The organism is Microcoleus sp. CAWBG27 (assembly GCF_020883145.1).
In the GTDB taxonomy this organism is placed as follows: domain Bacteria; phylum Cyanobacteriota; class Cyanobacteriia; order Cyanobacteriales; family Microcoleaceae; genus Microcoleus.
This window is the reverse complement of sequence record NZ_JAHREU010000014.1, coordinates 12,049-38,338: the sequence shown is the minus strand read 5'-3', so window position 1 is coordinate 38,338 and position 26,290 is coordinate 12,049. Positions and strand designations below refer to the sequence as shown.

The window sequence follows — 26,290 nt, the reverse complement described above, 5'->3', positions numbered from 1 at the left end:
TCAGCAATCTAAATAGCAAGTTACGAAGCAAGCAAAACAAAAATCCCAGAAAACAACCCATTAATTCTCGATTTAAATCGTCACAAGTTTAAAGTTGCCAGTTAAAATAATTATTTATTATTTCTACTTTCAGCTTGTGGCTTTTTATTTGTCAAAACTGACTATTTACAACACAATAGAGAAAATTCAACCATACAATACTTCTTCCACAGGCGGCGTAGCGTCTTTGGGGTCGAACTCTTTTAATTTGAAAGCTTGCAGCAAAAACAGCCAGATATAAAGCGGATTCAACAAAACATACCGCTGCCAGAGGCGTCGGGGTTCCTTCATCAGCCTAAACAGCCATTCCAAACCTATTTTAGATAAAAAATCGGGAGATTTAGCCAAATTACCCGCATGAAAATCGTAGGCTGCACCTACAGCAATCAGCGGCATTGATATGTCATCCCGGTATTCGTAAGCCCAGACTTCTTGTCGCGGACAGCCCAAACCTACAAAAGTAATGGCTGCACCGCTGTTGCGAATTTGCAGCGCAATTTCCTTTTTCTCTTCCGGCGAAACGTGCCTAAATTTAGAAGGCTGAGTTCCAGCAATAATTAACTTGGGATAAAGTTGGCAGAGATTGCGAGACAAAGCCTCCAGTACAGAAGCATGAGAACCGTACAAATAGATAGATAATCCTTCTTCGGCCGCACGTTCGCAGATTTCTAACATCGCATTCGGCCCGCAAACTCGATCGGGCAATCCCGTATTGTAGAGCAAATTTAACGCCCACCTTACCGGTTGTCCATCCGGCAATACTAAGTCAATGTGATTGAGCCGATAGCGGTGAGTGCTGTCAAGAACCCCTGTCATTACCCCGTGCACCGCTAGAGCCGAAACTGAAAGTGGTTTTCCGGCGTTGGCTGCCGCAATAATTTTGCTGACAGCCGCTTCATAATTCAGGGCATTTACTAATATGCCTAGTACATTCTTTTTCCCGAGATCGATCATAGAACACCTCTGTAAGCCAACAGCCGTTACAGTCATAAATCTCCTGTAGGATTTGTTTAACGTTGTATTCAATCTTTACCAAAAATGCCAGCAAATTCTTGTTGTTACTGCTCAATCCTTCTAACCCTGTTTCAGCCAACGCTCGCGGTTACATTCATAAATCTCCTGTAGGATTTGTTTGACGTTATATTTCATTTTCCAGTCAGGATAGTGACTGGAAAATTTTGAGTTGTCGCTAATCCACCAAATGTGATCGCCAATCCGATTCCCTTCTGCATATGTCCAATTAAATTTGCGTTCCGCAATTGCCTCGCACATCTGGATGGCTTCTAACATGGAACAATTGCTATATCTGCCTCCTCCTGTATTATAAACTTGGGCGCTTCTGGGAGCTTTATAAAATTCATAAAAAGCAGAAATTAAATCAGCACTGTGAATGTTGTCGCGGACTTGCTTGCCTTTGTACCCAAAGACGGTGTAGGGAGTTCCTGTCACGGCGCACTTCATCAAGTAGGCGAGAAATCCGTGTAATTGAGCTCCCGAATGATTGGGCCCAGTCAGACAGCCACCCCTAAAACAAGCCGTATTCATATTAAAATAACGACCGTATTCTTGAACTAAAATATCAGCGGATACCTTAGACGCACCAAACAAACTGTGCAGGCACTGATCGATTGACATATCTTCCCGAATCCCACCTTCGTAAGTGTGACCTGGTTCAATTTCCCACCTGTGTTCTAATTCAATTAAAGGTAATTTGTTGGGCGTATCGCCGTATACTTTGTTGGTAGAAGTAAAAATGAAAACGGCTTTGGGACAGTACAAGCGAGTTACTTCTAAAAGATTGAGAGTACCGTTAGCGTTGACGGTAAAATCTATTTTAGGAGCGCGGGCAGCCCAATCATGGCTGGGTTGGGCTGCTGTGTGAATTACTAACTCGATCGACTCGCCATACCGCTGAAAGATATTGGTAATCGCTTCATAGTCGCGAATGTCCACATCTAAATGGTAATACTTTGTTCCCAGTGATTTTTCGAGTTGTTGGCGGTTCCAATTAGTAGAACCATCAGCACCAAAAAAGAACTGACGCATATTGTTGTCGATGCCAACGATGTCGAAACCTTGTTTGGCAAAGAATTTACAAGCCTCGGATCCAATTAAACCCGCCGCTCCAGTAATAATTGCAACGCTCACGTTTCACCGCCTAAAAAATATAGTTTTCTGTGTTTTGTGCGATCGCACAAATCAGAAGTTATCCTGATTTGCCTTGGAATACATCTTCGCACAATTCGGCGCACAATTCTTCGCACAATTCGGCAAAAAATTTACCTTTTATATTCCAATCATATATTTCCCTGACGCGCTTTTGACCGGCTCGACCCAAGCGATATCGCAATTCACGATCGTGCGCTAAACACACTATAGCTTCTGCTAGACCTTTCGTCACATTTTCTGGGTCGGTAGCCTTGACTTTAATGCCAGTTTCAGCAGTCACTTGAGTCGCGGGCCCACCTAAATCCAAACAAATCGTAGGACGCCCAACCCCCATCATTTCAGTACAAACAAAACCTCCCGAGTCGTGCAAACTCGGATGGAGGAGAACATGAGACTCGCCCATTTTTGCAAGAGTTTCAGTACGCGGTAAAGCTCCCCAAAATAATACTTTATTTGCCAATCCTAATTCTGTTGCCAAAGCTTCTAAACGCTGCCTTTCCGGGCCGTCTCCCACAATCCAGTATTCCGATTCTTCCACCTTCGCCTCCGCAAATGCACGGAGTCCCAAGTGTACTCCTTTCCAGTGTAATAGACGACCGACACTAATAAATCTAATTGGTCGATCGGGCGGGGTTGGAAATTTTTCTAGTTCCTCAATTTCCTGCTGGGACAAACCGACTTGGGAGAAAATTTTCACATTTTTTGCTTTGAGAAATCGCAGTCGAGCTGCTGTTTCTTCGGTAGTTGCGAGCGCGACGGCACTGCGGCGCGCTGTCAGCCCCACAAACGGATCGCGTTCTCCTACGCTTTGAGCTAATGCTCGCAGTGTTTCATAAATTTTGCCCCGGCGGCTAAAATCTTGCCAAAAAGGCTTTGGTGCTGCTTCTGCACCCCCGACAGGCCCCCAAATAAAAGGATGTGGTAACAGTGCGAGGAAACTTGGCGACCAATGTTTAACATAAGTTACGTGGTGTACTATGTCAAAACCGATTTCGCGATCGAGCTTTCGAGCGATAAAATAAGCCCAGAGTTGCCACAGATAGTAGTGAAGTTGCAGCAACCCCTGTTTCCCCTTCCAGTCTTCGCTCCACCCAAACGGATCGAAATAAACAAAGTGCAGGTTAGGCACTGGATTGCGTTCTAGTTCTGCTTCAATGTACGATCGACAAAACGTCCGAGTAAATACCCAACTTTCGTGATGTTTGGCAGATTGGATAACCGTATTCCATCCTACTCCCTCTTCAGAGCCTAGATTTGGTTCGCAAGCAAAGGCAGATAATAGAACTTTCATTAGTTATTGGGTAATTGGGCATCGGGCATTGGGCATTGGGCATTGGGCATTGGGCATTGGGCATTGGGCATTGGGAATTGGGCAAACAGGGCATCGGGCATCGGGCATTGTAGATAGAATCGGGAAGTTATTGGTAACAAATAACAAATAACAAATAACCACTAACCAATAACTAATAACAACTGTCAACCGTCAACTGACTTCATCAAAAAAGATGTAACTTCGACATAAGCTTTAGCTGCTGTTTGAGGAGATTTTTGAGAAATTAGCTGTCGCGAACACTCTCCCATCGATTCAATCAGATCGGGACTATCTATAAAAATCTGCATTTTTTCTGCCAACTCCTTGGCATTGTTAGGGTCAAAAATATAACCATTTTTCCCAGACGCAATTAACTCACAGGAAGCTGCACCGTTAGAACACAATACCGGTTTCCCAAACACCATTGCTTCCGGTACAACCATACCCCAGACATCCTCAAAAGTAGGAAAAACAAAAATATCAGCAAGCTGAAAATAAGCTCCCAAACTTCCGTAGTCAACCCATCCCACCCAGTTTACTTGCTCGGGGAAATCTTGCTCTTTAATAAAAGCTTCCAACTCCTCTCGCTGGTCGCCCTTGCCAACAATTAGTAAAGTATAATCAGAATATCCTTGCTTTTTGAGAATGGCACAAGCTTCTAACAGCGTCTTAATTCCTTTTCTAGCTGTGATCCGTCCCACATATAAAAAAACTGGGTGTTTGACATCTAAATTTAGCGGCTTGGTTGTGGCCAAAGGTTTCAGCAGCGTTTCTGCATCGGGAACTAAATAAGTTCTCGTAAAAACTTGCTCTTCGGGTGCATCGAGAACTTCCACCAAATATCTTTTTCCAGCTTGGCTGTTAGAAACAAAAGCATCGGCAAACTTAGCTAAAATGCGTCTGGCGAATGTCCGAAAACTCGAATCTCGAAAATCTGTGTTTGGGGAACTCCCGTCATAAATAATTGCAACTCGCCATTGACAAAACGGTTTGAGGAGAATTACCAAGACAGTCCACAAAGAAAAAGCTTGAGGAAAAACTACTTGCGGCCTAAATTTGAGCAAATGACCGATGATGCTAGGCGACACTGCGATGAAACCGCGATCGTATCCTGTTTCGATCTTTTCTGTCTCGACAAATTTAGTCTCCCCTACCAACTTAATTGCTGATGCTCCCGGTAGCGTCGGATCGAACCCCGACCAAACGCGACCAGTATAAAACACAGTATTTTTATATACTTTTGTAAATTCTCTTAATACAGGCTGCCAATATGCACCCAATTCTACTTCTGGAACCAGCCAAGCGACGCGCAAATCATCTCCATCAACCATGCTATTCACCTTCAGTTTTGTTTTTAGTTAATCCCAGCTTGCTTAAAACTGAAAACCAAATTAACCTTCTGTAAGGTAGCAACCAATACACTGGCCAGAATAAACCACCGTGACGGCGAGCAAAAACTTTCCATTCTTCCCAGGGTTGAAGGGTAGCATCTTTAAAAGCTAAACCCTTGGGTTGGTTCATTTTTTCCAAGCCTTCACTCATATTGGCAGCGGCTGTTGTGGTTGACTGCGGATTGAGAGAACAGGTTCCTTGATAGCCTGGAGCTATCCAAACTGTACAGCCTTTTTGTCGGGCGCGCAGGCCGTATTCCCAATCTGATAGATAATGAATAAAAGCTGGATCGAGATTGCCAACCAGTTGAACTACGCTGCGGGGAATTAATACACAATTACCATTCATGCTGTCACAAGGTTGAGGTAATTTTGTTGGCTGAAGGAAGCGAAATTTAAAGGGAAGTAATGGGGTAATCTTGACTATACCGCCGTATGTAAAATCACCGGTTTCTGGATCGCGAGTAGAGCCGGCAACGATCGCCTTTTTTTCTCCTTTTTTAATTAGCTCGCTACTGGTGGCGAGCAAGTCGTTGAAAGCTTCTGGTTCTAGCACGGTGTCGTCGTTGAGCCAGACATAGTAGTCTGGATCGTCTTTCATAGCTTCGCTGAAAGCAACCCGCATTCCTCCATTCCAAAATAAGTTACCATCTCCCGAAAAAATCTTGACGTGAGGGTATGTTTGCTGTATTACTTCTGCTGTGCCATCAGTGCTACCATCATCTACCAGATAAGCATTGAGTGCAATTTCCTTTGTTAATTTTTGCTTAAACAGCGACTCTAGAGTGGCCAAAGTCTTTAACTTGCGGTTATGGCAAGTCATCAGGACTGCTATACTTATCTGCTCCATCTATATCAAATATTGGGCTGTTTGTGCAAAATTGGTATAAAACTGTCCTCGGGCGATCGACAATGCCGATCGCAGGCGAGTCCTATTCAATTAATAACTTAATCTGTCACAAGTATCAAGATATTTAGTCGATCGTTTATTTTTTGATTGGCTAGCTTTGCCCAGACTCTAATTGCCTGACGGGGTAATGGTAACAATCAACACGTCTGCTGTCCGAAAATATACTAATAAACACCGAAAAATCGGCATTATAAATACCCTACAAGTTGTCAATTTAATTGGTTTTACTTACTTGGGAGCAAGAAGAACTTCTTGATAAAGATTTTGATACTCGCGAGCTTGCACTTCTAAAGTAAACTTGGCTTCAACTTTCTCTCGTGCTAGGCGACAAAGCTTTTGGTGCCGCTCAGAATCTTCTAGCACCCAAGCAATCCCTCGCGCTAAATCCTCGCTATCATAGGGTTGGGCTAAATAGCCATTGTAGTGGCGATCGACAATATCCTTTAATCCCGTCACATCAAAAGCCACCACAGGCGTACCGCAAGCCAGTGCTTCCGATGCCGTCTGTCCAAAAGCTTCATAGCGCGAAGGTACAACCATCACATCCGCCGCGGCATAAACCTTTGACAAAGTAGTATCATCCAACCTGCCTAAATAATGAGTTTTGAAACCAACATCGATCGGGCTTTCAGGCTCAGAACACCCAAAAACCAACAGTTCAATCTTATCTTGCCAACCCGACTGACTGAGGCTTTGCAAAGCCGGAACCAGCAACGGAAACCCCTTCCAGCGATCGCCCGTACCCTGCATCGCCCCAAACAACACCAACTGTTTATCTTGAGGCAAATTTAAACTATCCCTCACCTGCGGGCGGTTCAGCGGCTTGTAGAGTTCAGCATCAAGGCCATTCGCAATGACTTTAACTGGATAATTTTTCAACAAAGAACTAGATTTCGCGCATTCAGCCAACCAATGACTCGGAGTTACCAAAGTCAGATTCAAATTTTGCCAAGCCTCAGCTTTCCGCTGCCAAATCCAACGAGAAATATCAGCATCCTTAGTGCTGTGCAGTTGCGGACAAGCACCGCAAGCATTAAGATAGCGATCGCAATTTTCACTGTAGTGACATCCACCCGTAAACGCCCACATATCGTGCAGCGTCCAAACCACCGGTTTATTAAACTTAGCCAGAGTTTCAATCTGCATATAACCTTCACAAACCCAGTGCAAATTGATCGCATCAGGGTTAATTTTGGCAACTTCCGATGCCAGAGAATCAGGAACCCATTGCGGCGAAAAAATTACCTGACCTAGTTTGGGATAAACTTTTAACGGCAATCTATTTAATTTTCCTCGGAGACTCTTAAACTTTTCTCCTAACCTTGTCGGCATCAACCGCACAGTTTCATCATCACTAAACTTATAACCAGCCAAAATTTCGGAATTCACCCCGATACTTTGCAAGCCCTTGTGCAGCCGATAAGTCGCCCTCGCAGCACCACCTTTAGTATCGTAATTACTCACCAGCAAAACTTTCATCCAAACATCCTCATTATCAAATCCCTTCTCCTCTTCTCTTTCTCTGCGCCCTCTGCGCCCTCTGTGGTTAAATCCTTAAAAATCCCAAACCAAAGACCCAAATCTCCGACTCATTCAAAAAGTAATATCTCTCAAAAACAGCATTTTTACTTACATTTTCAATAATCCTTTAATTTTGCGCTGGACTTTCTTAACCAATTTCGGATCGTAATCATATAAACTCTCTTGAGTAAAGCGATCCGCTTGGGCATCGCGAATCACAAACGGAGGATGTTTTAGAGGAAAGGCGATCGGTTCCACAGACATATTGTTGTAGGGACTGTTGACATCATCCGTGTGAGTCCCCCCCGTTCCGTGTCCGATATTTGCAGCCAAATTGACATTAGACAAAATATTCAAACCATTTTGAATAAAACTCGCAAATGTCCACTGAAAATCCCATGTATCAATAGCTTTGTCGTAACACAACTGACAAGTTTTAGTCCAGATTTTGGCAGCATGAGCATCTCCCAATACATCCATCAAAAAATTGCCATCTCGAACCGACGGCCACAGCTTCATATCTAGATCGTAGTGTCGCCAAGCTCGCCTCCAACTCGCCCAACTCCAGCAATGAGTGTAGCGAGAAAAGTAGTAGCTAAAATCAGTTCGCTGCTTGCCAAACTGCACATTTTGACCAGATATCGACATAATTCTTTCGTCGTATCGGTAGCGTTCCAACAACTCTTCGGCAAAGTAGAAAAAGCTACTATCAGGCAAACAATCATCCTCAATAATAATCGCCTCTTCCACCGTATCAAACACCCAATCTAACCCGCTAGAAACTCGCTGGCGACAGCCCAAATTAGTCTCAGCATAGTTCCGCAAAACTTCGCATTCCCAATCTACCTGCTCAATAATTGCGCGAGCAGCAGCGCATTGCGCGTCTTCTCCCGGCTTGTCCGGCCGCGGCCCGTCAGCAACTACTAACAATTTTGACGGTTTGACTTTGCGAATTTCTGCGAATACTCTCTGAGTTTCTTCGGGGCGTTTAAAAATAATAAATGCGACGGGGGTTTTTAACGGTCGATCGAACATTTACCCAACTCCAATATGCTAATTGCTGACAACACTTTTGACTTTCGACAATCTCCTTTTGATACCAGAAATTCTATTGTCAAAAACATCCAAGACAGTCTTAGAAATATTGCGTTGTGGTATGCCAACATAACCCGCAACATATTTAGTAAACTGCTCTCCTAAAGGCAAATTCCAAAAATCTGATTGGGGATTAGAAACTTGTGCAAAAATTCGCTTAATTCCGTATCCTTTTTCGGCTGGCAAATGCCATATATCCATTTTTAAATCAGCCTCAGTTGCCGTATGAATGATCGGCGATGTCCACACTCGATTAAAATAAGCATTGCCGCTGCTGCGAGCATATCCCAGCTTGTTGTAAATGTAGGTGAGCATCTGCTCTTCTGTATTTAATTTTGTCTTTCCTTCGGCAAATCTTTGCAAGCAAGTCTCCCAGATCGAGTCTACTTCGTCGGACAATATTTTAATGTGTTTGCCACTTCCTACGATAAATTCTGCACCAAAATACTTGGGAGGCTCATCTACTTTATAGCCTAATTCCTCATAAATTTTCTGCATTTCTCGCCTGGTTAAACCGCTGATTTTTTTGTCTTCAGGCTCGTACAAATCGTAGGTAGCCAAACCTTGTTTTTCAATATCGGCAATTATGCGATCGGCGGAGTTTACCCACACGCAGTCAGAGTCTAAAGCTATACAGCGATCGTTTAACTCTGAATGATTTTTCAAATATTGAATAATGTCAAACTTAAAAAAGGTACTTCTGAAGGCAGGGTAGTATTCCATTGGTGGCTGATAGGTAAATGGAATCTGGACAACTTTAACTCCAATTTTGTCGAAAAACTCAACGGTGTTAAAGCTTTCAATATTTGGAATGCGATCGGCATTCGTAAATAAGATATGCTGAGCTTCCGGGTTATTTCTAACGCTGGAAGCAAAATATACCACCGCACACCGCCAGTAAACTGATTGAAATTTTTCCGAAGAAGATTTAGCATCCGATCCTTGGGGATATTTACTTTCCTGGCCTTCTTCATCGCAGCACATTCCAGTAACTATATAAACAGAACCGCTGTCATTCATCGTGTCTATCTCCTGTTATCTTTAAAGTTTGGAGTAAATTAAAGCCGTGAAGCGAAGCTATCCCTAAGGGAATCGCCCGTCATGTGAAAATAGAAATCCAAGCGCTTGATAATCATTTCAGAACCAATATGCGCTAAGTTTTTTAAGCTAGTCGCCAGCGGCAGATATCGATAGCGAAACGAAGACAGTCTGGGGTCTGTTTCTTGATATAAAATATCTTGAGCAAAGTTGCCCCACCTTTCATCGATCATATCGATCGTCATACCAGCGTGTCCCGAAGGCAGCAACATATTGGAACCGTGAATCCCAATCACCAAGCGACTCTCTGAATAAACCTGACACATTTCCCTCTCAGTTTTTTCATCGAACTTATCCACTCTGAAATCTTCTACCCACTCTGGAAAGCTAGTGTTTTTGCCTAAACCTACAACTGCAAACTTAGCTTCCGGTAGCAACTTTCGCATTTTCGCAAACAACCTCTGCACTTTCCAATTTTGAATACTTAAAGGAATTTGTAGCAAGTTAATTTTTCGGAAAATTTTGACAAGCAAATGCCGGCACCACAGCCTATCTTCCCGCCAAACAAAAGTAATTTTGTATTCTTCCTTATCAAAATCGTGTTTGGCAACCCCCGTAAATTTACTAATATCAAATTGACTGGGGTGAGAATAGGCTTCACTGATGTAAACTTCCTGGAAACGTTCTAACTGTTTGCTGACAAAAGCGTCAAAACTGGGATAGTGAGACTGACCATTTTTCAGCGATATAGGTACTGTCCAGACTTCAGCAACTCCTTCGGGAACCATCCACCTCATAAATTTTTGGACAATGACAATCAAACCAAATTCTGGGTGAGATTCTAAATGCCTCTGTGCGTTGAGCAACTTTAAAAGGCTGTGTCCGTACAGATAATCAATGCAGTTTAATACGATCACCCGATCGCAAGATTTGAAGATTTCTTGAGTAATTTCTAGGTGTTCGTTTTGAGGATTTTGGAGAGATTTCAGCAAGGGTTTTGCTAAAAATTCTTCCGCATATTTGTCATCGCTAAAAGTTGTTCCTTCAGCTAAGTTAATGCTGTAAGCAGTTTTAGCCGCGTGACCAATTCTCAACTCGTCAATGATTTCGCCACCTCCTGGAGACTCAGACACAACACAGATGCGGGAACCTTGCCACAATACTTTGACAGGTTTGAGTATTTGCCCAGAAGAGGGACAGTGCGATCGGTGTTGGAGCTTGGGTTTAATTTCAATCATTTGATCAATCCTATCAGCCTGGATGCAGCCTTGTATAAATTCAGCGAATTCAGAATTAAATTACCAAAAGGTCTCAGTTCTTTAATCAAAAAGTTGACTAAAATAATTACATAGAAATAAGTAATTAAAGTTGCCGCAGTTGCTCCAAAAGCTCCATATTTAGGAATTAGTAGAGAGTTCAATACTATATTAAAAAATGAGCCAATAAATGTCAAGTAAAGACCGTATCGCAGTTGACCTTCTAAGGCAAAATAGGTATTTCTAGCGATGCCGAAGTTACTGCCAAATTGAGCCCAAACGTAGATTGACAATACCCTGGCTGAGTCTGTATATTGAGGGCCGTAGAGAGTTTGGACTATGAAAGGAGCTAGCAGAGAGATTGGTAATGCCACTCCCAACCACAAAAATAACATGGCATCTGAGTAAATCTGAAAGTTTTTTAAGTATTCGCCATAATTTTTTTCTCTTAACTGTGCGAGTTTCGGGAAAATAGAAGAAGCGATGATCACAGGCAAAAAATCACATATTTCTGATAGTTTGACTGCAACTGCATAATATCCTAACTCAGTTTTATTTATAGAACCGAGCATGATTTGATCGATTTTGGAATAAATAAAAACCGCCAAGCCTGAAAGCACCAGCGGCCAACTTTCGTGAAGCAGTTCTTTACCTCGCTGCCAACTGACTCGCCACAGCTTTAAATCATTTCCCTTGTTTTGATAGACAATTGCGATCGCCAATCCGGCTAATGCTACCTCTCCCAACCTGATCCAAGCAAAAGCAATCAGTGGTGCTTTGAGTTGAATTAATCCGATTCTGAGTCCTGCAACCAGTAATGATACGCAATTTTTAGCGAGAACTGTATACTTAGATTGAACTTGAGATTGAAACCAAAAATTTATTGTTTCAAAGGACTGAAAAATCGTGCCGGCGGCGATAATCCCTACCAGCCAACGAGTTAAGCTGTCATTGGGATTCTGTATTGAAATCACTGTGACAGTGAGCAGTAAAGTGATGATTCCGCCTGCTAATTGTATGGCAAAAGCAGTCCCTAGAGTCTCTTCTTTGCAGTCTGGATTGCGAGCAATGTCTCGCACTACCAGAGTACCCAATCCCATTGTTGCCACCGAGGAAAACAGGGAAACAAAGGCGATCGCATAATTGATTAAGCCAAATTGTTCCGGGCCCAGATATCGTGCTACCCACACTCCCACCAGCAGACCCAGACTCATCTGCAAAATTTGGTCAGTCAACAGCCAAGCCAGGTTGCCGAGTACCTGGCGGAGGCCGGGGCCGAGCTTTTGACTGACCGCATTTAGCTTATCTAACATCAGAAAGTTTTCAGTCCTTGTCAGAAATAAATATACTTTTCGAGCGTTGGGGGATTAATCAAAAACCAGGCTCATTAATATAGTATATCATAGTTCGAGCAATTTTTAACTTCTGCAAGTTAATCATGATTCAATCTGGATGAAGATGGCGCCACCAAATCGCCTCCGGAAATACGCCGGTTGCTGGATGGAGATTTGCCACTATCGATACTGAGTCTAACTGTTATTAACACGTAGGCAAGCCAGACATCCCCAATATCACATAGAGAACCTTCAGTTAGGTTGTTCAAAACAATAAAAACTAAGTAAATAATCGGTATTCCCGCTTGAGATAGCGGGCTGCGGCTCAGTTGGCGGACGGCAAAAATCAGATTTGTAAACACAGAAATTATGATTAGGGCCAGTCCTGGATAGCCGAAAGAGAGTAAGACTGCTATGGAGCCATTATGAGCAGTTTTAGGTTGAAATCCACTCGTAGTATATATATAATAAGCTGGGGTCTCCTTGCCTATTAATGCTTGTTGAAAAAATCCCTCAAATCCATAACCAAACCAAGGACGCTGGTTGGCTGCCGCGATTAATTGCGGCCAGAACTCCGTGCGTCCTGTCAAAGTCAAATCTTTTCCTAAACCTCCGACAACAATGGATTCCAAATTGTCCATTATATAAATGCTACCTATGATACCGAAGATCGTAAAGCCGACAATACAAGTAAAGGCCCATTGAAACTTTAACTTGCTCAAAAAGCTTAAGGATGATACTACAACTATGAGCATCAAACTATTAACTAGAGAACCCCCAGAGCTAGTAGTTCTAACCAAATAAAAGGAAAAAAACATGAATGCCAGAGCTATCCAGCGTTCTTTCTGAGTTTTCGCACCTTGGGAATAGTGCAGGTACCAAAGTGCTGTACTTACTACCATCATGCTGCCCAGAGAATTTTTGTGACTGGTAATTCCTGACAATTCCCGTGTCACATTCGGGTAGCGCAAAAAACTAACTATACCCACCGAGGTATAACCCCATCGCACTAGGGCTGATAGTTCGTGCCACTCATATCGCGCACCTATATAAAAACTCACAACCGTAAAACCTGTAAATGCTATCCCCGCTTTCAGCGTAATATCAGGAACTAGCGACCACAGTGTCGATGTTATTGGTAGCCAACAATATAGCGAAAAACCCGGATTTCTCAGCACTACAAATAACAATCCTTCGACAAGTTGGTGTTTACAAAAGTTAATAAATCTTCCACATAAAATAAAAACCATCCAGGGATAAAATATATAAGGAAGCTGCTTAATTACTCCACCCTCAGGGTCAGTGATATTGATAAAGTGCATATAATTAAAAGGAGGTACATTAACATGAGTAGACATGAAAATGTACAGAACGGCAAACCACTTTTCTAAAGTAATACCAATTTGTTTTTTGCTGGCAATCTGAAATATCAACAGAGTGATCGCCAAGCCACTGACAGCCAATATCATCAGCAACAAATTATTGCTGAGCATGAGTTCCTTAATCATTCTCGCCATAAATATCTACCCTCTCTGAGAAAAATATCAATTTAGCAGCGGGCTAATTCCACCAAAATAACAATAAACCGAGGCATTTGTCGCTGGCGATCTTTCTATATAAGCTGCTGCTGCTCTAAAGTGTTGGTTGGTTGGGTATGAGGAGAGGGGTTGGGGAATGCCGAGGTTTTTTTATTCTGCCTTCTAGATAATTGCCGGGAGGGGGAGGGGAAGAAAATTTGATGATTTTTTTCTTTGTATCTGCGATCGACATTGCTTTTCAACGATCGGCGATTAAACTGGTGAATGATCCTCAAATAAAATAAGTAGTCTGTGGTTAACACTGATTTTTCCAAACAAGTAAACCCGCCAGTCTTGGGTTTGACGTTGTGGACGATCGCCTGCGCGAGTATTTCCCTCGGGTTCCCGATTGGTGCAACAGCGCAACTACCATTGCGTCCTGGCGCAGTCACAACACCTGTCGGCGTTAGAAGATCGCCCCAAAGCTACAAACTCGGTGGTGGCGATCGCATCCAAGTAGAAATACTCGAAGTACCAGAGCTCACCCGTGGCTACGAAGTCCTCTCAGACGGTTCTGTTAACCTCCCGCTGATCGGTCTGATCTCGATCCGCGGCCGTACCTTAGTCGAAGCCACCACCATCATCCGCAACGCCTACCGCCGCATCCTCAAAGATCCGATAGTTACAGTCAGCCTCATCGCCGCCCGCCCCCTCAACGTCGGCGTCATCGGAGAAGTCACCAGACCCGGAAACTTCACGATTACCCTCACTCCAGGCCCGGGGGTCGCGCCCAGCGTCCAGTACCCAACCGTCACCCAAGCCCTCAGACTCGCAGAAGGTGTCACTGGCGTCGCCGACATCCGCAACATCCGCGTCCGCCGTCCCCAACCCGACGGCCCCGACCAAGTGCTTAGCGTTAACCTGTGGAAATTCTTGCAAGAAGGAGACATTTCTCAAGATATCATTTTGCAAGACAGAGACACGATTGTGATCCCTACCGTCGCGAACTTCAACCAAGCAGAGGCGCGCCAATTTGCGATCGCCAACTTCTCGCCGCCGCCGGAAAAACCTCGATCGATCTCCATCGTCGGCCAAGTAACCCGCCCGGGGGCTTACGTAGTCATCGGCGGCAACACCAATAGCGACCTCAGCCGAGAAGGATTTCCCACCGTCATTCGCGCCATCCAGCTTGCGGGCGGAATTACCTCCGAAGCCGACATCCGCCAAATTCAAGTGCGCCGCGTCACCAGAAAAGGCGAACAAATCATTCCAGTCAACCTGTGGCAATTCCTAGAGTCTGGCGACGGCGCCCAAGATACCATCCTCCAGCAGGGAGACACCATCATCGTTCCCAAAGCAACTATCGTCAACCCCGCAGAAGCTGGCGTGCTGGCTAGCACTAACTTTGCTCCTTCCGGCATTAACGTTTATGTAGTAGGAGAAGTCAGAACATCTCTCGATCCGTTGAGGCTGCCACCTAATGCCACCCTCAATCAAGCTTTAGTTTCCAGAGGATTTTTTGGCTACGAGAATACGAGAGCTAGAAGGAATAAAATTGAGCTAGTCCGCCTCAATCAGGACGGTACTGCTACTAAACGGACGATCGAAGTCGATTTAACTCAAGGCATTAACGAAGAAGTCAATCCTCAACTTCGGAACAACGACATGATTATCGTATCCCGCAGCGGTATCGTCAACTTCATAGACCGCATGAATGCGATCGTCGGGCCTGTCGCACCAGCTACCGGAGTGTTAAATTTTATAAACGTTCTCCGAAGTTTATTTAGGTAAGAATGTTGCTGGTGAGGTGGATAATTCCTGCGAAAGGCTAGAATAAATTAAACAATAGAATTTCTGGCGTCGCGGCGTGGCAGCTTCAAAAATATCAACATCAAAAATATAAACCTCAAGAATACCCAGGCTGAATATGGATAGCAGACAAGATTACCAACCCTTCACACCCAAATCTAATGGCAAACTGCCCGACTTCTCGGCTCAGAACTACAGAGATAGGTTCGTCGAGGAGACAGAGGAAGAAAAGCTAGACTTGTCGTGGCTGTTAGGAGTCCTGCGCCGCCGTATCCTGGTGATGGCAGCAGCCACAATTGCTTTGAGCGCCCTCGCAGGAACAGGGATCGTCACCGCTTCTAAACGGATAACGCTGGAGTATGAAGGCTCATTTTCTCTGTTAGTAGAACCAGCAACCGCTGAAGGTTTGCTATCCAAACAATTAGACAATACCGTCGCTGCCGACTTAGCAAAAATTAATATAGAAGGAATTAGTTTAGTAGATTACGAAACCCAAATTAGGATTTTACGCAGCCCCAAAATGATGCAGCCAGTGCTTCAAGATTTGCGAGCTTGGAATCCCAACCTAACCTACAGCGAACTGATGACAAAACTGTCGATCAGCCGCGTCAGCTACGGAAGAGATGGCAAACAGCAAGGCACAAAAATTTTAGAAGTTCGCTACAAAGATCCAGACCCAAATAAAATTTACGGTGTATTGGATAAGGTTTCTAAAGCTTATCTAGAATATAGCTTGCAGCAGCGGCTGACGGGCATCAATCAAGGTATTAAATTTATAGACATGGAGATGCCCAAGCTCCGAGAAAGAGTCGAAGTTTTGCAACTGCAAGTCCAAAGACTGCGCCAGAATAGCAACTTGTTTGAGCCGCAGCTAGAGGGAAAATCTCTGTCAGAACAAGTTCAAAGCATTCGGGGACAGCAAGTAGGACTCCAGGTACAGTTAAAAGGGATGCGTAATCTCTACCAAAGCTATCAAAATTTACTGGATAAAAATAACCCCATTGGCGTATTGATGACCCAAGGACAAGCTTACGGCGGACTGTTATCTCAAATCCAGAAAATAGACTCAGACTTGTCCCTGAAATTAGCTCAGTATAGAGATGACAGTTTGCCTGTTTTAGCACTGCGAAAAAGCCGGGAAGAACTGGTTTTAACAGCGACTCAACAAGCAAAAGAAGTGGTGATGGGAAATTTGTCAAGCCAAATCAAAGAAGTTGAGGCGCGCGATCGCGAAATGACTGCTTTGCAAAAGGCTCTCTACCAAAAAATTAGAAATTTCTCAGTAACAACGAGACAATACGACAATTTAGTGCGGGAACAACAAGTTGTTACTAAGAGTTTGTCGGACTTTTTGGCAAAACGGGAAGCCTTGCGGATTGATGCAGCTCAGCAGCAAATACCCTGGGTGCTGATCAATCCTCCGGAAATTCCACTAGACAAATTCAACAGGCCGATCCCATCTACAGTCAAACAAACCAAAAGACAGTTAGCGTTGGCAGTAATTTTAAGCAGTCTGCTGGGCATAGCAGTCGGCTTGCTCGTAGAGGTGCTAAATACTGTTTTCCACACTCCAGAAGCACTGAGAATCGCCACAAAATTGCCGGTGATCGGGGTGATTCCGTTTAGCAAAAAAGTCAGGCGCAGACCGCCAGCGAGGCCGAGGAAACTAACTTCGGCTCGCTCGTCGTCGAAGTCGCAAGTGCAAGTTCTCGAATCCCTCGACACTGAACCTACTCCTCCGACGCTCATCGGGGGGCAAAGTATTTTTAGGGAGTTGGACTATCAATTTTTAGAAGCATTTCGATCGCTCTACACCAATATTCACTTGCTCAGTGCAGGTACGGCAATTCGATCGCTCTTAGTGAGCTCGGCCGTGGCTGGAGACGGTAAATCTACAGTAGCTTTACACTTGGCCGCCATAGCAGCAGCAGTCGGACAACGAGTATTGTTAGTAGATGCAGATTTGCGCTGCCCGCAACTGCATACTAAGCTAGGACTGCCGAACGTGCGCGGGCTAGCCGATGCCATTTCCACGGATCTCAGCCTCAACGACGCGATTCAGCGAGCTTTGAATCAAGACAATTTGTTCGTACTCACCGCAGGACAAATTCCGCCCGATCCGATCAAGCTGCTTTCTTCCAAAAAGATGCAGTATCTGATGGAGCAGTTTCAAGCATTTTTTGACTTAGTGATTTATGACACCCCACCGCTAGCCGGCTTGGCAGACGCCCACTTGATCGCAGCTCACACCGACGCTACGATTATGGTCGTGCAAATTGCCAAAACAGACCGAGCGCAAGTTCGCAAAGTTTTAGAAGAATTAAAAATTTCTGGAGCTTCGGTTTTGGGAATCGTGGCTAACGGCTGCAAAAACGATCCTAACAGTTACCGGCAGCGCTCGGTCGGTTTAGACACGCTCTACGACCAAAAACTATCGGCTTTAGGTACAAAAAATCAAAATTAGACAAATTTCGATCCCAGCGGCGCCGTGCCGCCCTCCTCTACCCGAAATGCACAACCAACCTGCACCATCATTTTTTGACCGAAAGACGAGCCTCCCGTGCCCCGGGCGGCGCGACATGGGGATAAGTCGGTAGCGGTTTCAACCGCCGTGTATAATCAACAGAAGCGAAAAGTGAGTAGGAATAACATAAGAGCGGATTGAAGTACCCTAGTAGGTCGCAATCCCAGCAACGGACAGATCCAACTAGAGTTGGAATAGTTAAAGGGCAAATAATGGCAGGGTATGGAGCGTTCAAACTTAGACACACGAAGGACTCAGAAAGTATACGCAATCTCAGCTTAGAGCTGTTTGAGTGAGTAGGGGGATACTCTTATTGTCCCCTTAGAGCCTTGATTGGTGGGCAAGAATCCCCCGGCTTCAGACGTGGGGAGGTTCAAAAACGTACCATTTGAGAAAGAAAATGATAGACTAACGGACATAGCCTCGTGTGTCAACCGAGATTGCGCGGATATTTGATTCGCGGTAATTCTTTAAAAAATGATTGGGAAATCAGCAAAAGTGGGTAAACTACATCTAGCAGAGCGCAATCTCAATCAGGAAAAGACACCTTTGAAGGTGAACGTTAATGCAAACGTTAATGTGAACGTTTCAACCCAGAAACTTGGTAGGGATTATTCTATGAGTACAGTTATGGTTGTTGATGATAGCGTCACTCTGCGGGAGATGATCGCCGACTTGCTCAAAGGTAGGGGACTCAACGTCACGGTAGCTAGTGATGGCGTAGAAGCTCTGGAGCAAATCAAAGCCAACCGCCCGGATTTAGTCGTTCTGGATATCGTGATGCCCCGGATGAACGGCTACGAAGTCTGTCGCCGGCTCAAGAGCGACCCCAAAACTCAGAATTTGCCCGTGGTAATGTGTTCGAGCAAAAGCGAAGAGTTCGATCGCTACTGGGGAATGAAACAAGGAGCTGACGCTTACATCGCCAAGCCCTTTCACCCTCAGGAATTGGTGGGTACGATTAAGCAACTGCTGCGCGGTTGAAGTAGAGGAAGAGGGACAGAAAAAAATGTCTTGAGTGGTTCCAATTTCTGATCCCGCAGCCTCTCTAAACTACTCGATTGACAATAGTCCAAACATCCCCGTCCGATCGCACGTAGGGTACAGAAATACTCTTAAAACCAGTGATAAAAGGCTTGTAATAAACCTGCCAGTAGCTGGGACTAATTTGGTCGGCAATGGCTTTAAGTTCCTTCACTTCTCCCGACAATTGGGCCGCCAGTTCGTTAATCCGTTCCGCGTGTCCGCGAGCGAGCTCTCTTCCCTCTTCAACTTGCTGCTCCATCGGACTGATTCTTTGCAAGTTTACCGATAGCTGCTGTTTCTGATTCAGTTGAGCAGACAGAGCTGCGATCGCATCATCTATTCCCTTGACTTCTGCCGACACTTGTGCTGTTTCCCTCGCGTGACGGCGGTAAGCATCAGCGATGGCTTGGGGCGAATCCCCCGCTGGGGCGATCGCGCCAGTGCTAAGCTGTTGGCGTTCGCGGCGCAAGGCCTCAATCTGAGAGCAAATTGCCTCTATGTCTATCTGAAGTTTGTCCACCAAATTACCGTGGTTTTGGGATATCTTAGCATATTAACACAAGCTAATCATATCGTGTCCGGTCGATTGACCGTCATAAGTAAGGAACGCACGTGTGGACTTTAGTCCGCAACATACTGCGGACTAAAGTCCACACTACGAACGGTTTTTGTTATGGTATTTGATGCGGACTAAAGTCCGAACGATCGAACCAATTTGATTGAGGTTTGATCGTTCGGACTTTAGTCCTTGGATTTTGATGCGGACTAAAGTCCGAACGATCGAACCAATTTGATTGAGGTTTGATCGTTCGGACTTTATTCCTAGGATTTTGATGCGGGCTAAAGTCCTCACTACTAACATAATTACTAATGATTAATTGAATTATTTTAAATTGTTAGCGCCGGCACGCCTCAAACTGACTACAGCCTCCACCAAGACATCGGGCTGTACGGGTTTAGTCAGATGCCGATCGTAACTAGCTTTCAAAGCCCGATCGCGATCTTCATCTCTAGCATAGGCCGTCAGGGCGATCGCCCGAAACTTCCTGCCGCTTTGGGTTGCCAGAGAACGCAGCCTTAACAGCAGCGAATAGCCGTCTTCCTCAGGCATTCCGATATCGCTGACCAAAACATCCGGCACAAACTCCGAAGCCACCTCAAACGCCTCAGCAGCACAGGATGCAGCCCTGACAGCCGCCCCGGAATCGCTCAAGACAAACATCATAAATTCCCGCGAATCCACCTCGTCATCAACCACCAAAACCTTGACTCCCTGTAAATTACCACCGCCAGCCAACAGCGACGCTTCCTCACGGGCGATCGAATTTACCGGAATCGAAGGGAGGCGGAAAGTAAAAGTCGAACCCATATCCAGTCCCGGACTCTGGGCCCAAACCCTGCCGCCGTGGAGTTCCACCAACTGCCGGACGATCGCCAGACCCAGCCCCAAACCGCTATAATTGCGAGTAATCGTAGCATCCGCTTGCCGGAAAGACTCAAACACGTAAGGCAAAAAATTCGCAGCAATCCCAATTCCGGTGTCGGTAACAGTTAGCTCAACCTCCGAATCAAATCGCTCCAAGCGGATTTCCACTCGCCCGCCGCGCGGCGTAAACTTAATCGCATTCGTCAACAAATTCCAAATTATCTGCTGCAAGCGGCCGGGGTCTCCCGATACCAAAAATCTCGGATTTAACGGAGATTCGCGATCGCCAGAAACCTCTTTGAGCGGGCAAAATTCAGCAGTATCCCAGCCCAAATCTAGAATTGCCAACTCCACGTCGATCGACTTAGCATCGGCCGCCAACCGCACCGTATTTACCGCTCCTTCCACCATCGAAATCAAATTTACGGGACAAGGATTTAAAGTCAATTTGCCGCGAATAATTCTCGAAATATCCAGCAAATCCTCAATCAATTGAGTTTGCAATTTAGCATTGCGCTCGATTGTTTCCAAAGCCCGAGCAGTAGCAGCCGGACTAAAACTGCGGTGTCGCAGCAGTTGCGCCCAGCCCAAAATCGCGTTTAAGGGCGATCGCAACTCGTGAGAAAGAGTTGCTAAAAACTCGTCTTTCATGCGATTTGCTTGCTGAGATTCCTCATAAAGCCGCGCGTTTTCGATGCTTGCCGAAACTGCCTGAGCCAACTGCATTAAAATATTTTCGTCATCTTCCCCAAACTCCCCCTCATACTTGTCCGACAACTGAATCAATCCCATATTTTTGCCATCGCGAGCCGTCAGCGGTACCGCCAGCCAGCCCCGCATCGGCGGGTGCTTGTCGGCAGCCTTGCCGAACTTCCGCCACGCCTGGTGAGCCTCTAACTCGCTTTGAGTCATCCGCATCGCCTGTTGGTGCCGGCAAACTTCCTGATAAATGCCCGTACCGTCTGGCTCTTCGCAGTAATCTTGCCACTGGGCGTATTTTTCGGATAGGGAAAACTTGCTAATTCCAACATCCCACTGGGCGGAAGGGCTGAGGTTGACGGCTGCTTGGTGGACTTCCATAATGGAGCGGGCGCTATCTGCTGCTAACTGAACGATGTCTGCCACCGAAAGCATGGAGTGGAGCGCAACTGAGGCGGAGGTTAACTTTTGCAGGCGGTGCAAATACGATCGCTCGCGCGCCAAAGCTTGGGAGCGATCGTATTCTAACTGTTTGCGAGCGGTAATGTCGATCGCTACGCCGAACAGCCGAACAGGTTTACCGGATGCGTCAAAAACCATCCGCCCTTTGTCGTGAAGCCAAATCACCGAACCGTCGGGGCGCACGTGGCGGTGTTCCGAGTCGTAGACTCCCGCGCCGCTGAGTGCGGCATCCAAATCTGCCAAAAAGCTGTCGCAGTCGTCTGGATGCACCGCATTCTTTTTTTCTTCAAAAGTACCAACGGCGCTCTCCGGGTGCGAACCTATCTGTGTTTGGGCATTGGAAAAACCGCGGATTTCAGCGGAAACAAAATCCCAAGAAAAAGCAACCGTGTTAGCTGCTTCCAGGGCAAAGCGCAAATTTTCCTCGCTTTCCTGTATTCTGGCTTCGGATAACTTGCGATCGGTAATATCCCAAACCACGCCGATCGATCGCACCGATTTACCAGTACCATCATAAAAATACTTGCCCCTAGCCGCGATCCAGTGCAAGCTGCCGTCGGGCCAAATCACTCTAAATTCGTGCTGGTATTCTATCTTGTTATCTAAAGAAAAGGCGATCGCGCGAGCAATAGAATCGCGATCGTCTGGGTGAACGCAGGCAAAAAATGCTTCATAACTTCCCGAAAAACTGCCTTTTTCCAACCCGAATAACAGTTCGTGTCCCTCCGACCAAACCACCTCGCCAGTTAATATATTCCAATCCCAAGTTCCCATTTGCGAGGCGCAGATAGCCACCCTCAGCCTTTCCTCAGAAATTGCCAACTGCGCCGAAGTTCTCGCGTAATTCTCCCGCAACTGCTGTTTTTCCAAACTTTCGCGCACGGCGGACGCCAGCCGATTGAAGTGCCGCCCTTTGAACACGTAATCGCTCAAACCCGCTTTCATCGCTTCGACTGCCACTTGTTCGCTGCCGCTGTCGGTACACATAATTACCGGACAATTTGGGTACTGGCTTTGAACTTTTTTCAGAATAGTTAATCCGTCGCTCCAGCGCACTTGGTAATCGGTAATTACCATGTCAAAACCCCCGACGACCAGGATTTGTTCGAGACTTGGGGCATCTATCGCCGACTTAACTTCTAAATCGGGCAAAGTTTTTCTCAGTTCTCGCTCGATCATCAGGCGATCGTTCGGGTTGTCGTCGATCAACAGAATAGACAGCATGGTTTTTGGGCTTTTTGTATTGGCACAAACATTCTTGAATCTAAGAATATGTTATTGAGGAATCCCGTTATTTCAATATTTAGTGCTAATTAACTATCCTCGGATTTTTTTCATTGTATTTGCTTGTATTTTATTATATCTCACAGATTATGCTGTCGGTAGTTTTTTCCCAGTATTTGCTAACAGATACATAACCTAATGTCTTCTCTCGAACCTTGTGGGTATTATATTAGTCAATGCCTTGCTTCAACAGTTGACAGTTGACAGTTGACTTTTGACTTTTGACTTTTGAGGGCAACCTCTACCCTTAAGTCCGAGGATTGGAGTAATGAATAGTCTAATTTTAATTTCTCCGTCAAACGCGGGCGGGCTTTCAACCAATTCTTTCTGGTAAAAATCCCAGCCTTACGATTTTCGAGGTTGATTAGCCTCCCGTCAATCTTGGATTCATCGCACAGGAACAGATGATACAGGACTCGCCACCTCAAAACCAACTTCTACCAGTTTTGATTTGATTATATTTGAGATTAAAGAATTGGGAATGACTGATGACCACCCAAAAATGGATACAAGCCCACGACAGCAGAAGTGGAGATTACAAAATCTTAGACCAAAGTTCAAACTCCCAGATTCACGGCGCTACAAGTAAATCTCAAACTTGTACAGCCAAGTCGAAGTATCTCAAATCTCTCGTTACGAGGAAAAGCCTGACAACGAGGAAATAAACCCTAAAAATTGGGATAGCGCTACGATAAACCAGAAAATTCTATAGGTTCCGGCAGTTCGGTCTGGTTGAGCCAATACTCGCCAAAACTCTGCATCATGTCCGATAAAGAAGCAAACCCGACAGGTTTAACCAAATAAGAATTAACTCCTAGATCGTAAGCTTGATTGACATCTAATGTTTGCCTCGAAGATGTAAGAACAACCACAGGTAAACGTTTTAGTTGTGGCTGCTGTTTGAGCCAACTCAGAACCTCGTGACCCGATCGCCTGGGCAACTTCAAATCTAGTAAAATTATCGCAGGTAAAGGATAGCGCTCGCGATCGCTGTATTCTCCATCACCATTTAAATAAAAAACCGCTGCATCTCCATCTCGGACAATTTGCAGCGAAGTATTAGTAAAAATCCGATCGCGAAACGCCCGCTGCATCAACAGAATATCAACGGGGCTATCTTCCACCAGCAAAATCGTCTGCCTTTGGCTCATCCTTTCCTCAGTTGTATCCAAAATCGACTGCCTTGTCCTAATTGAGATTCCACACCAACTTGACCCCCCATGCGATCGACTGCTTTTTGTACAATAGCTAATCCTATACCAGTTCCGGGATAGGACTCGATACCGTGAAGCCGTTCAAAGACGCGAAAAATCCGTTTTTGATGTTCAGGAGCAATACCGATGCCATTGTCTTCTACCCACAGACGAATGATGCGATCGTCTTCGTTGGCTTTGATAACAGGCAATTGGCCAGTGCTAATCAATAACTGCGAATGCTCCCACTTTTCCACTGTCCCCCTTTTCCATTCTCCCGCAGTCTGTCTGTCTGTCTCTCCTTCTGGAGGCAGTTGAATTTCCTCAGCCCATATCTGCACTTGCGGCGATGCGCCTGCCACAAATTTTATAGCATTGGCGAGCAAATTTGCGATGACTTGAACTAAAGTAACGCGATGGGCAATTACCCGCAATAAGGGCGATCGCACGCTGATGCGAGCACCGTTGGACTTAGCATCGGCTTGTACCATAGCAATTGCCTCAGCGACAGCAGATTCTAACTCTACAACTTGCAGCGATAAATCAGTGCGGCTCAGGTGGCTGTATGCTAGCAAATCTTGGATCAAATCTTCTAATTGTTGCCCAGAATTTACAATTTGCTGGGCATATTCTTGACCGAGTTCGTCAAGGATTTCGCCGTAATCTTCTAACAAAGCTTCAGCCAATCCCTGCATTCCCCGCAAGGGCGCGCGCAAATCGTGGGCGACGGTATAGGTGAAAGCTTCTAATTCTTCGTTAGCTCCTTGCAGTTGATTGGTGCGGAGTTCGACTCGCTGTTCTAACGTAGCGTTAAGCATCCGAATTTCCGCTTCTGCTTGTTTGCGTGCAGTGATATCAATGGCGGTACTAATTACTAAACTTCTGCCGTCGGAAAGCTTGCCTAAAGGTGCAGAATAAAAGTCCCAAATTCGTTTGTCACCCCTGGCTGTGGTAATTATATATTCACCTTCAGAAAGGCGCGAGTTTAATTTGTGCAGCCAATTAATATTTGCTTGCACTAGGGATTTGCGGCTGCCGTAAGCTTTTTCTGTCCAATCTTCAATTGTAGGAATTTCTGAGGATTTGTAGCCTGAAAATTCTGTCCAAGCGGAGTTAATTTGCAAAACTTCTCCGTTTTCAGCGTGCAGCATAATTGGCAGTGGAGCGTTAACAATGGCGAGGCGGAAACGTTCTTCGGTTAATTGCAGGGAATTGCGATCGTGTTCTAGTTGTTCTAAAAGTTGATTTTGCTTGATTTGGGCATTGTCGCGCAAAATGCGATCGCGCTGCACCAAATAGTAAACCAACACCAGCAACAGCCAATCTACTACAGCAGCAACGGTAAAAGTCAGGATTGTCAGATTAGCGCTGGCTTGGGATTCTCGGGCGCGCTGTTGCAATAGCTGATTTTCTGCCACAATCATCACAGCTACCTGCTGTCGAATCCCATCCATGATTTGCTTTCCCCGATCGGTTTTTACTTGCTGCATGGCTGCTGCTAAGTTTTTTTTGCGCCGCAGATTGATGGTTTCCTCAAGTTCGGCTAATTTAGAGTCGATCGCAATTTTTAATTGACGAGTTCGCTGTTGCTGCTGCTTGTCAACTATTAGCTCCTGCAATCCGACTACTTGTACGTTGACACCAGCGATCGCGCTGTAATATGGTTCCAAATACCGTTCTTCTCCCGTGAGCAAATAGCCGCGCTGTCCAATTTCAGCATCTTTTACCGTCGAAAGTGTGACTTCGAGTTCAGTTAACACTCGGTGAGTGTGACTCACCCAGGCTTCATTTTCGACTAACTTCAGAGTATTGCGGTAGGAAGTTGCCGCATTAAAAATTAGCATTCCCAAGGCGATGCCGATGCCTGCGGTGATTTGGCGAGTCAGCGATTTGTTCATGAAATAGTCGGCGCGCGAGTCCCGCTTTTTTTGGTTTAGCTCGCTGCGGGCGATGAATTTTCTGCTCGGGCAGACACGGCGCCCAAAGCAGATAAATTTAAGCCTGAAATCTGCGATCATCTTGTTTCTACTTTAGTCTTGGTGCTCCTGGCATCCTCCTTAAGTAAGAAACCGCGAACATACAATCTCTCGCTCTCTCGCTAAGCTTAATTCGTCATTTTCTGTGGCATCACTTTTGCTGCTTTGACTATTTCAAATCGCGGCACAAAAAAAGGAGTTTTTACCTATTGATTTCGGTTGATTTATAGGGTATATTTTAGATAATGGAAGTGGTAACTTTAATTTGAAAATTGCCAGTATTCCCATTATTAAATGATACCTTATCAA

Annotated in this window: 18 protein-coding genes; 3 read left to right on the top strand and 15 right to left on the bottom strand. The window is 45.3% G+C overall.

Annotated elements, in window-relative coordinates:
* Window positions 1–186: 186 nt before the first annotated feature.
* From QZ938_RS10680 to QZ938_RS10630, 11 genes are all read right to left on the bottom strand, one after another.
* Complete coding sequence (locus QZ938_RS10680) at window positions 187–993, bottom strand: WecB/TagA/CpsF family glycosyltransferase (RefSeq protein ID WP_293144942.1); 807 nt, start codon at window positions 991–993, stop codon at window positions 187–189.
* A gap of 120 nt (window positions 994–1,113) precedes the next feature.
* The gene (locus tag QZ938_RS10675; protein WP_293144939.1) at window positions 1,114–2,187 is read right to left on the bottom strand and encodes an NAD-dependent epimerase/dehydratase family protein; all 1,074 of its coding nucleotides are present in this window, start codon (window positions 2,185–2,187) and stop codon (window positions 1,114–1,116) included.
* 58 nt (window positions 2,188–2,245) lie between these two features.
* Window positions 2,246–3,499: a glycosyltransferase gene (locus tag QZ938_RS10670; protein WP_293351344.1), complete on the bottom strand. Its 1,254-nt coding sequence runs from the start codon at window positions 3,497–3,499 to the stop codon at window positions 2,246–2,248.
* Between the two features lie 185 nt (window positions 3,500–3,684).
* A complete protein-coding gene (locus tag QZ938_RS10665; protein WP_293351346.1) occupies window positions 3,685–4,851 on the bottom strand; it encodes a glycosyltransferase family 4 protein in 1,167 nt (388 codons plus the stop codon).
* A gap of 1 nt (window position 4,852) precedes the next feature.
* Window positions 4,853–5,734: a glycosyltransferase family 2 protein gene (locus tag QZ938_RS10660; protein ID WP_363318819.1), complete on the bottom strand. Its 882-nt coding sequence runs from the start codon at window positions 5,732–5,734 to the stop codon at window positions 4,853–4,855.
* Window positions 5,735–6,049: 315 nt separating this feature from the next.
* Window positions 6,050–7,300 (bottom strand): glycosyltransferase family 4 protein, encoded by a 1,251-nt coding sequence (locus tag QZ938_RS10655; protein ID WP_293351350.1) that lies wholly within the window; start codon window positions 7,298–7,300, stop codon window positions 6,050–6,052.
* A gap of 150 nt (window positions 7,301–7,450) precedes the next feature.
* Window positions 7,451–8,377 carry a glycosyltransferase family 2 protein gene (locus QZ938_RS10650; protein ID WP_293351352.1) on the bottom strand — a complete coding sequence of 309 codons (927 nt, stop codon included), beginning with the start codon at window positions 8,375–8,377 and terminating at the stop codon, window positions 7,451–7,453.
* Window positions 8,378–8,395: 18 nt separating this feature from the next.
* The gene (locus QZ938_RS10645; protein ID WP_293351354.1) at window positions 8,396–9,457 is read right to left on the bottom strand and encodes a hypothetical protein; all 1,062 of its coding nucleotides are present in this window, start codon (window positions 9,455–9,457) and stop codon (window positions 8,396–8,398) included.
* 38 nt (window positions 9,458–9,495) lie between these two features.
* The gene (locus QZ938_RS10640; protein ID WP_293351356.1) at window positions 9,496–10,713 is read right to left on the bottom strand and encodes a hypothetical protein; all 1,218 of its coding nucleotides are present in this window, start codon (window positions 10,711–10,713) and stop codon (window positions 9,496–9,498) included.
* A complete protein-coding gene (locus tag QZ938_RS10635; protein WP_293351358.1) occupies window positions 10,710–12,044 on the bottom strand; it encodes a flippase in 1,335 nt (444 codons plus the stop codon). The genes QZ938_RS10640 and QZ938_RS10635 overlap by 4 nt, the downstream gene beginning before the upstream one ends.
* A 119-nt stretch (window positions 12,045–12,163) precedes the next feature.
* Window positions 12,164–13,582, bottom strand: coding sequence for an O-antigen ligase (locus QZ938_RS10630; RefSeq protein WP_293351360.1), 1,419 nt, complete (start codon window positions 13,580–13,582; stop codon window positions 12,164–12,166).
* Between the two features lie 312 nt (window positions 13,583–13,894).
* Between QZ938_RS10630 and QZ938_RS10625 the strand changes: the two genes are divergently transcribed.
* The 3 genes from QZ938_RS10625 to QZ938_RS10615 all read left to right on the top strand — a co-directional run bounded on the left by QZ938_RS10625 (window position 13,895) and on the right by QZ938_RS10615 (window position 18,899).
* Window positions 13,895–15,373, top strand: coding sequence for a polysaccharide biosynthesis/export family protein (locus tag QZ938_RS10625; RefSeq protein ID WP_293144908.1), 1,479 nt, complete (start codon window positions 13,895–13,897; stop codon window positions 15,371–15,373).
* A gap of 136 nt (window positions 15,374–15,509) precedes the next feature.
* Window positions 15,510–17,855, top strand: a complete 2,346-nt coding sequence (locus tag QZ938_RS10620) for a tyrosine-protein kinase family protein (protein WP_293351362.1) — start codon at window positions 15,510–15,512, stop codon at window positions 17,853–17,855.
* Between the two features lie 678 nt (window positions 17,856–18,533).
* Entirely contained in the window at window positions 18,534–18,899 is a 366-nt protein-coding gene (locus tag QZ938_RS10615; RefSeq protein WP_039886668.1) for a response regulator, read from the top strand.
* Window positions 18,900–18,963: 64 nt separating this feature from the next.
* On the opposite strand, the gene QZ938_RS10610 is transcribed toward QZ938_RS10615, so the two are convergent.
* From QZ938_RS10610 to QZ938_RS10595, 4 genes are all read right to left on the bottom strand, one after another.
* The gene (locus tag QZ938_RS10610) at window positions 18,964–19,461 is read right to left on the bottom strand and encodes a hypothetical protein (protein WP_293206948.1); all 498 of its coding nucleotides are present in this window, start codon (window positions 19,459–19,461) and stop codon (window positions 18,964–18,966) included.
* 363 nt (window positions 19,462–19,824) lie between these two features.
* On the bottom strand, window positions 19,825–22,752 hold the full coding sequence (locus QZ938_RS10605) for a PAS domain-containing protein (protein WP_293351364.1): 2,928 nt from the start codon (window positions 22,750–22,752) through the stop codon (window positions 19,825–19,827).
* 746 nt (window positions 22,753–23,498) lie between these two features.
* Entirely contained in the window at window positions 23,499–23,963 is a 465-nt protein-coding gene (locus QZ938_RS10600; protein ID WP_293351368.1) for a response regulator, read from the bottom strand.
* Window positions 23,960–25,903, bottom strand: a complete 1,944-nt coding sequence (locus QZ938_RS10595; RefSeq protein ID WP_293351370.1) for a CHASE3 domain-containing protein — start codon at window positions 25,901–25,903, stop codon at window positions 23,960–23,962. The genes QZ938_RS10600 and QZ938_RS10595 overlap by 4 nt, the downstream gene beginning before the upstream one ends.
* Between the last annotated feature and the right edge of the window lie 387 nt (window positions 25,904–26,290).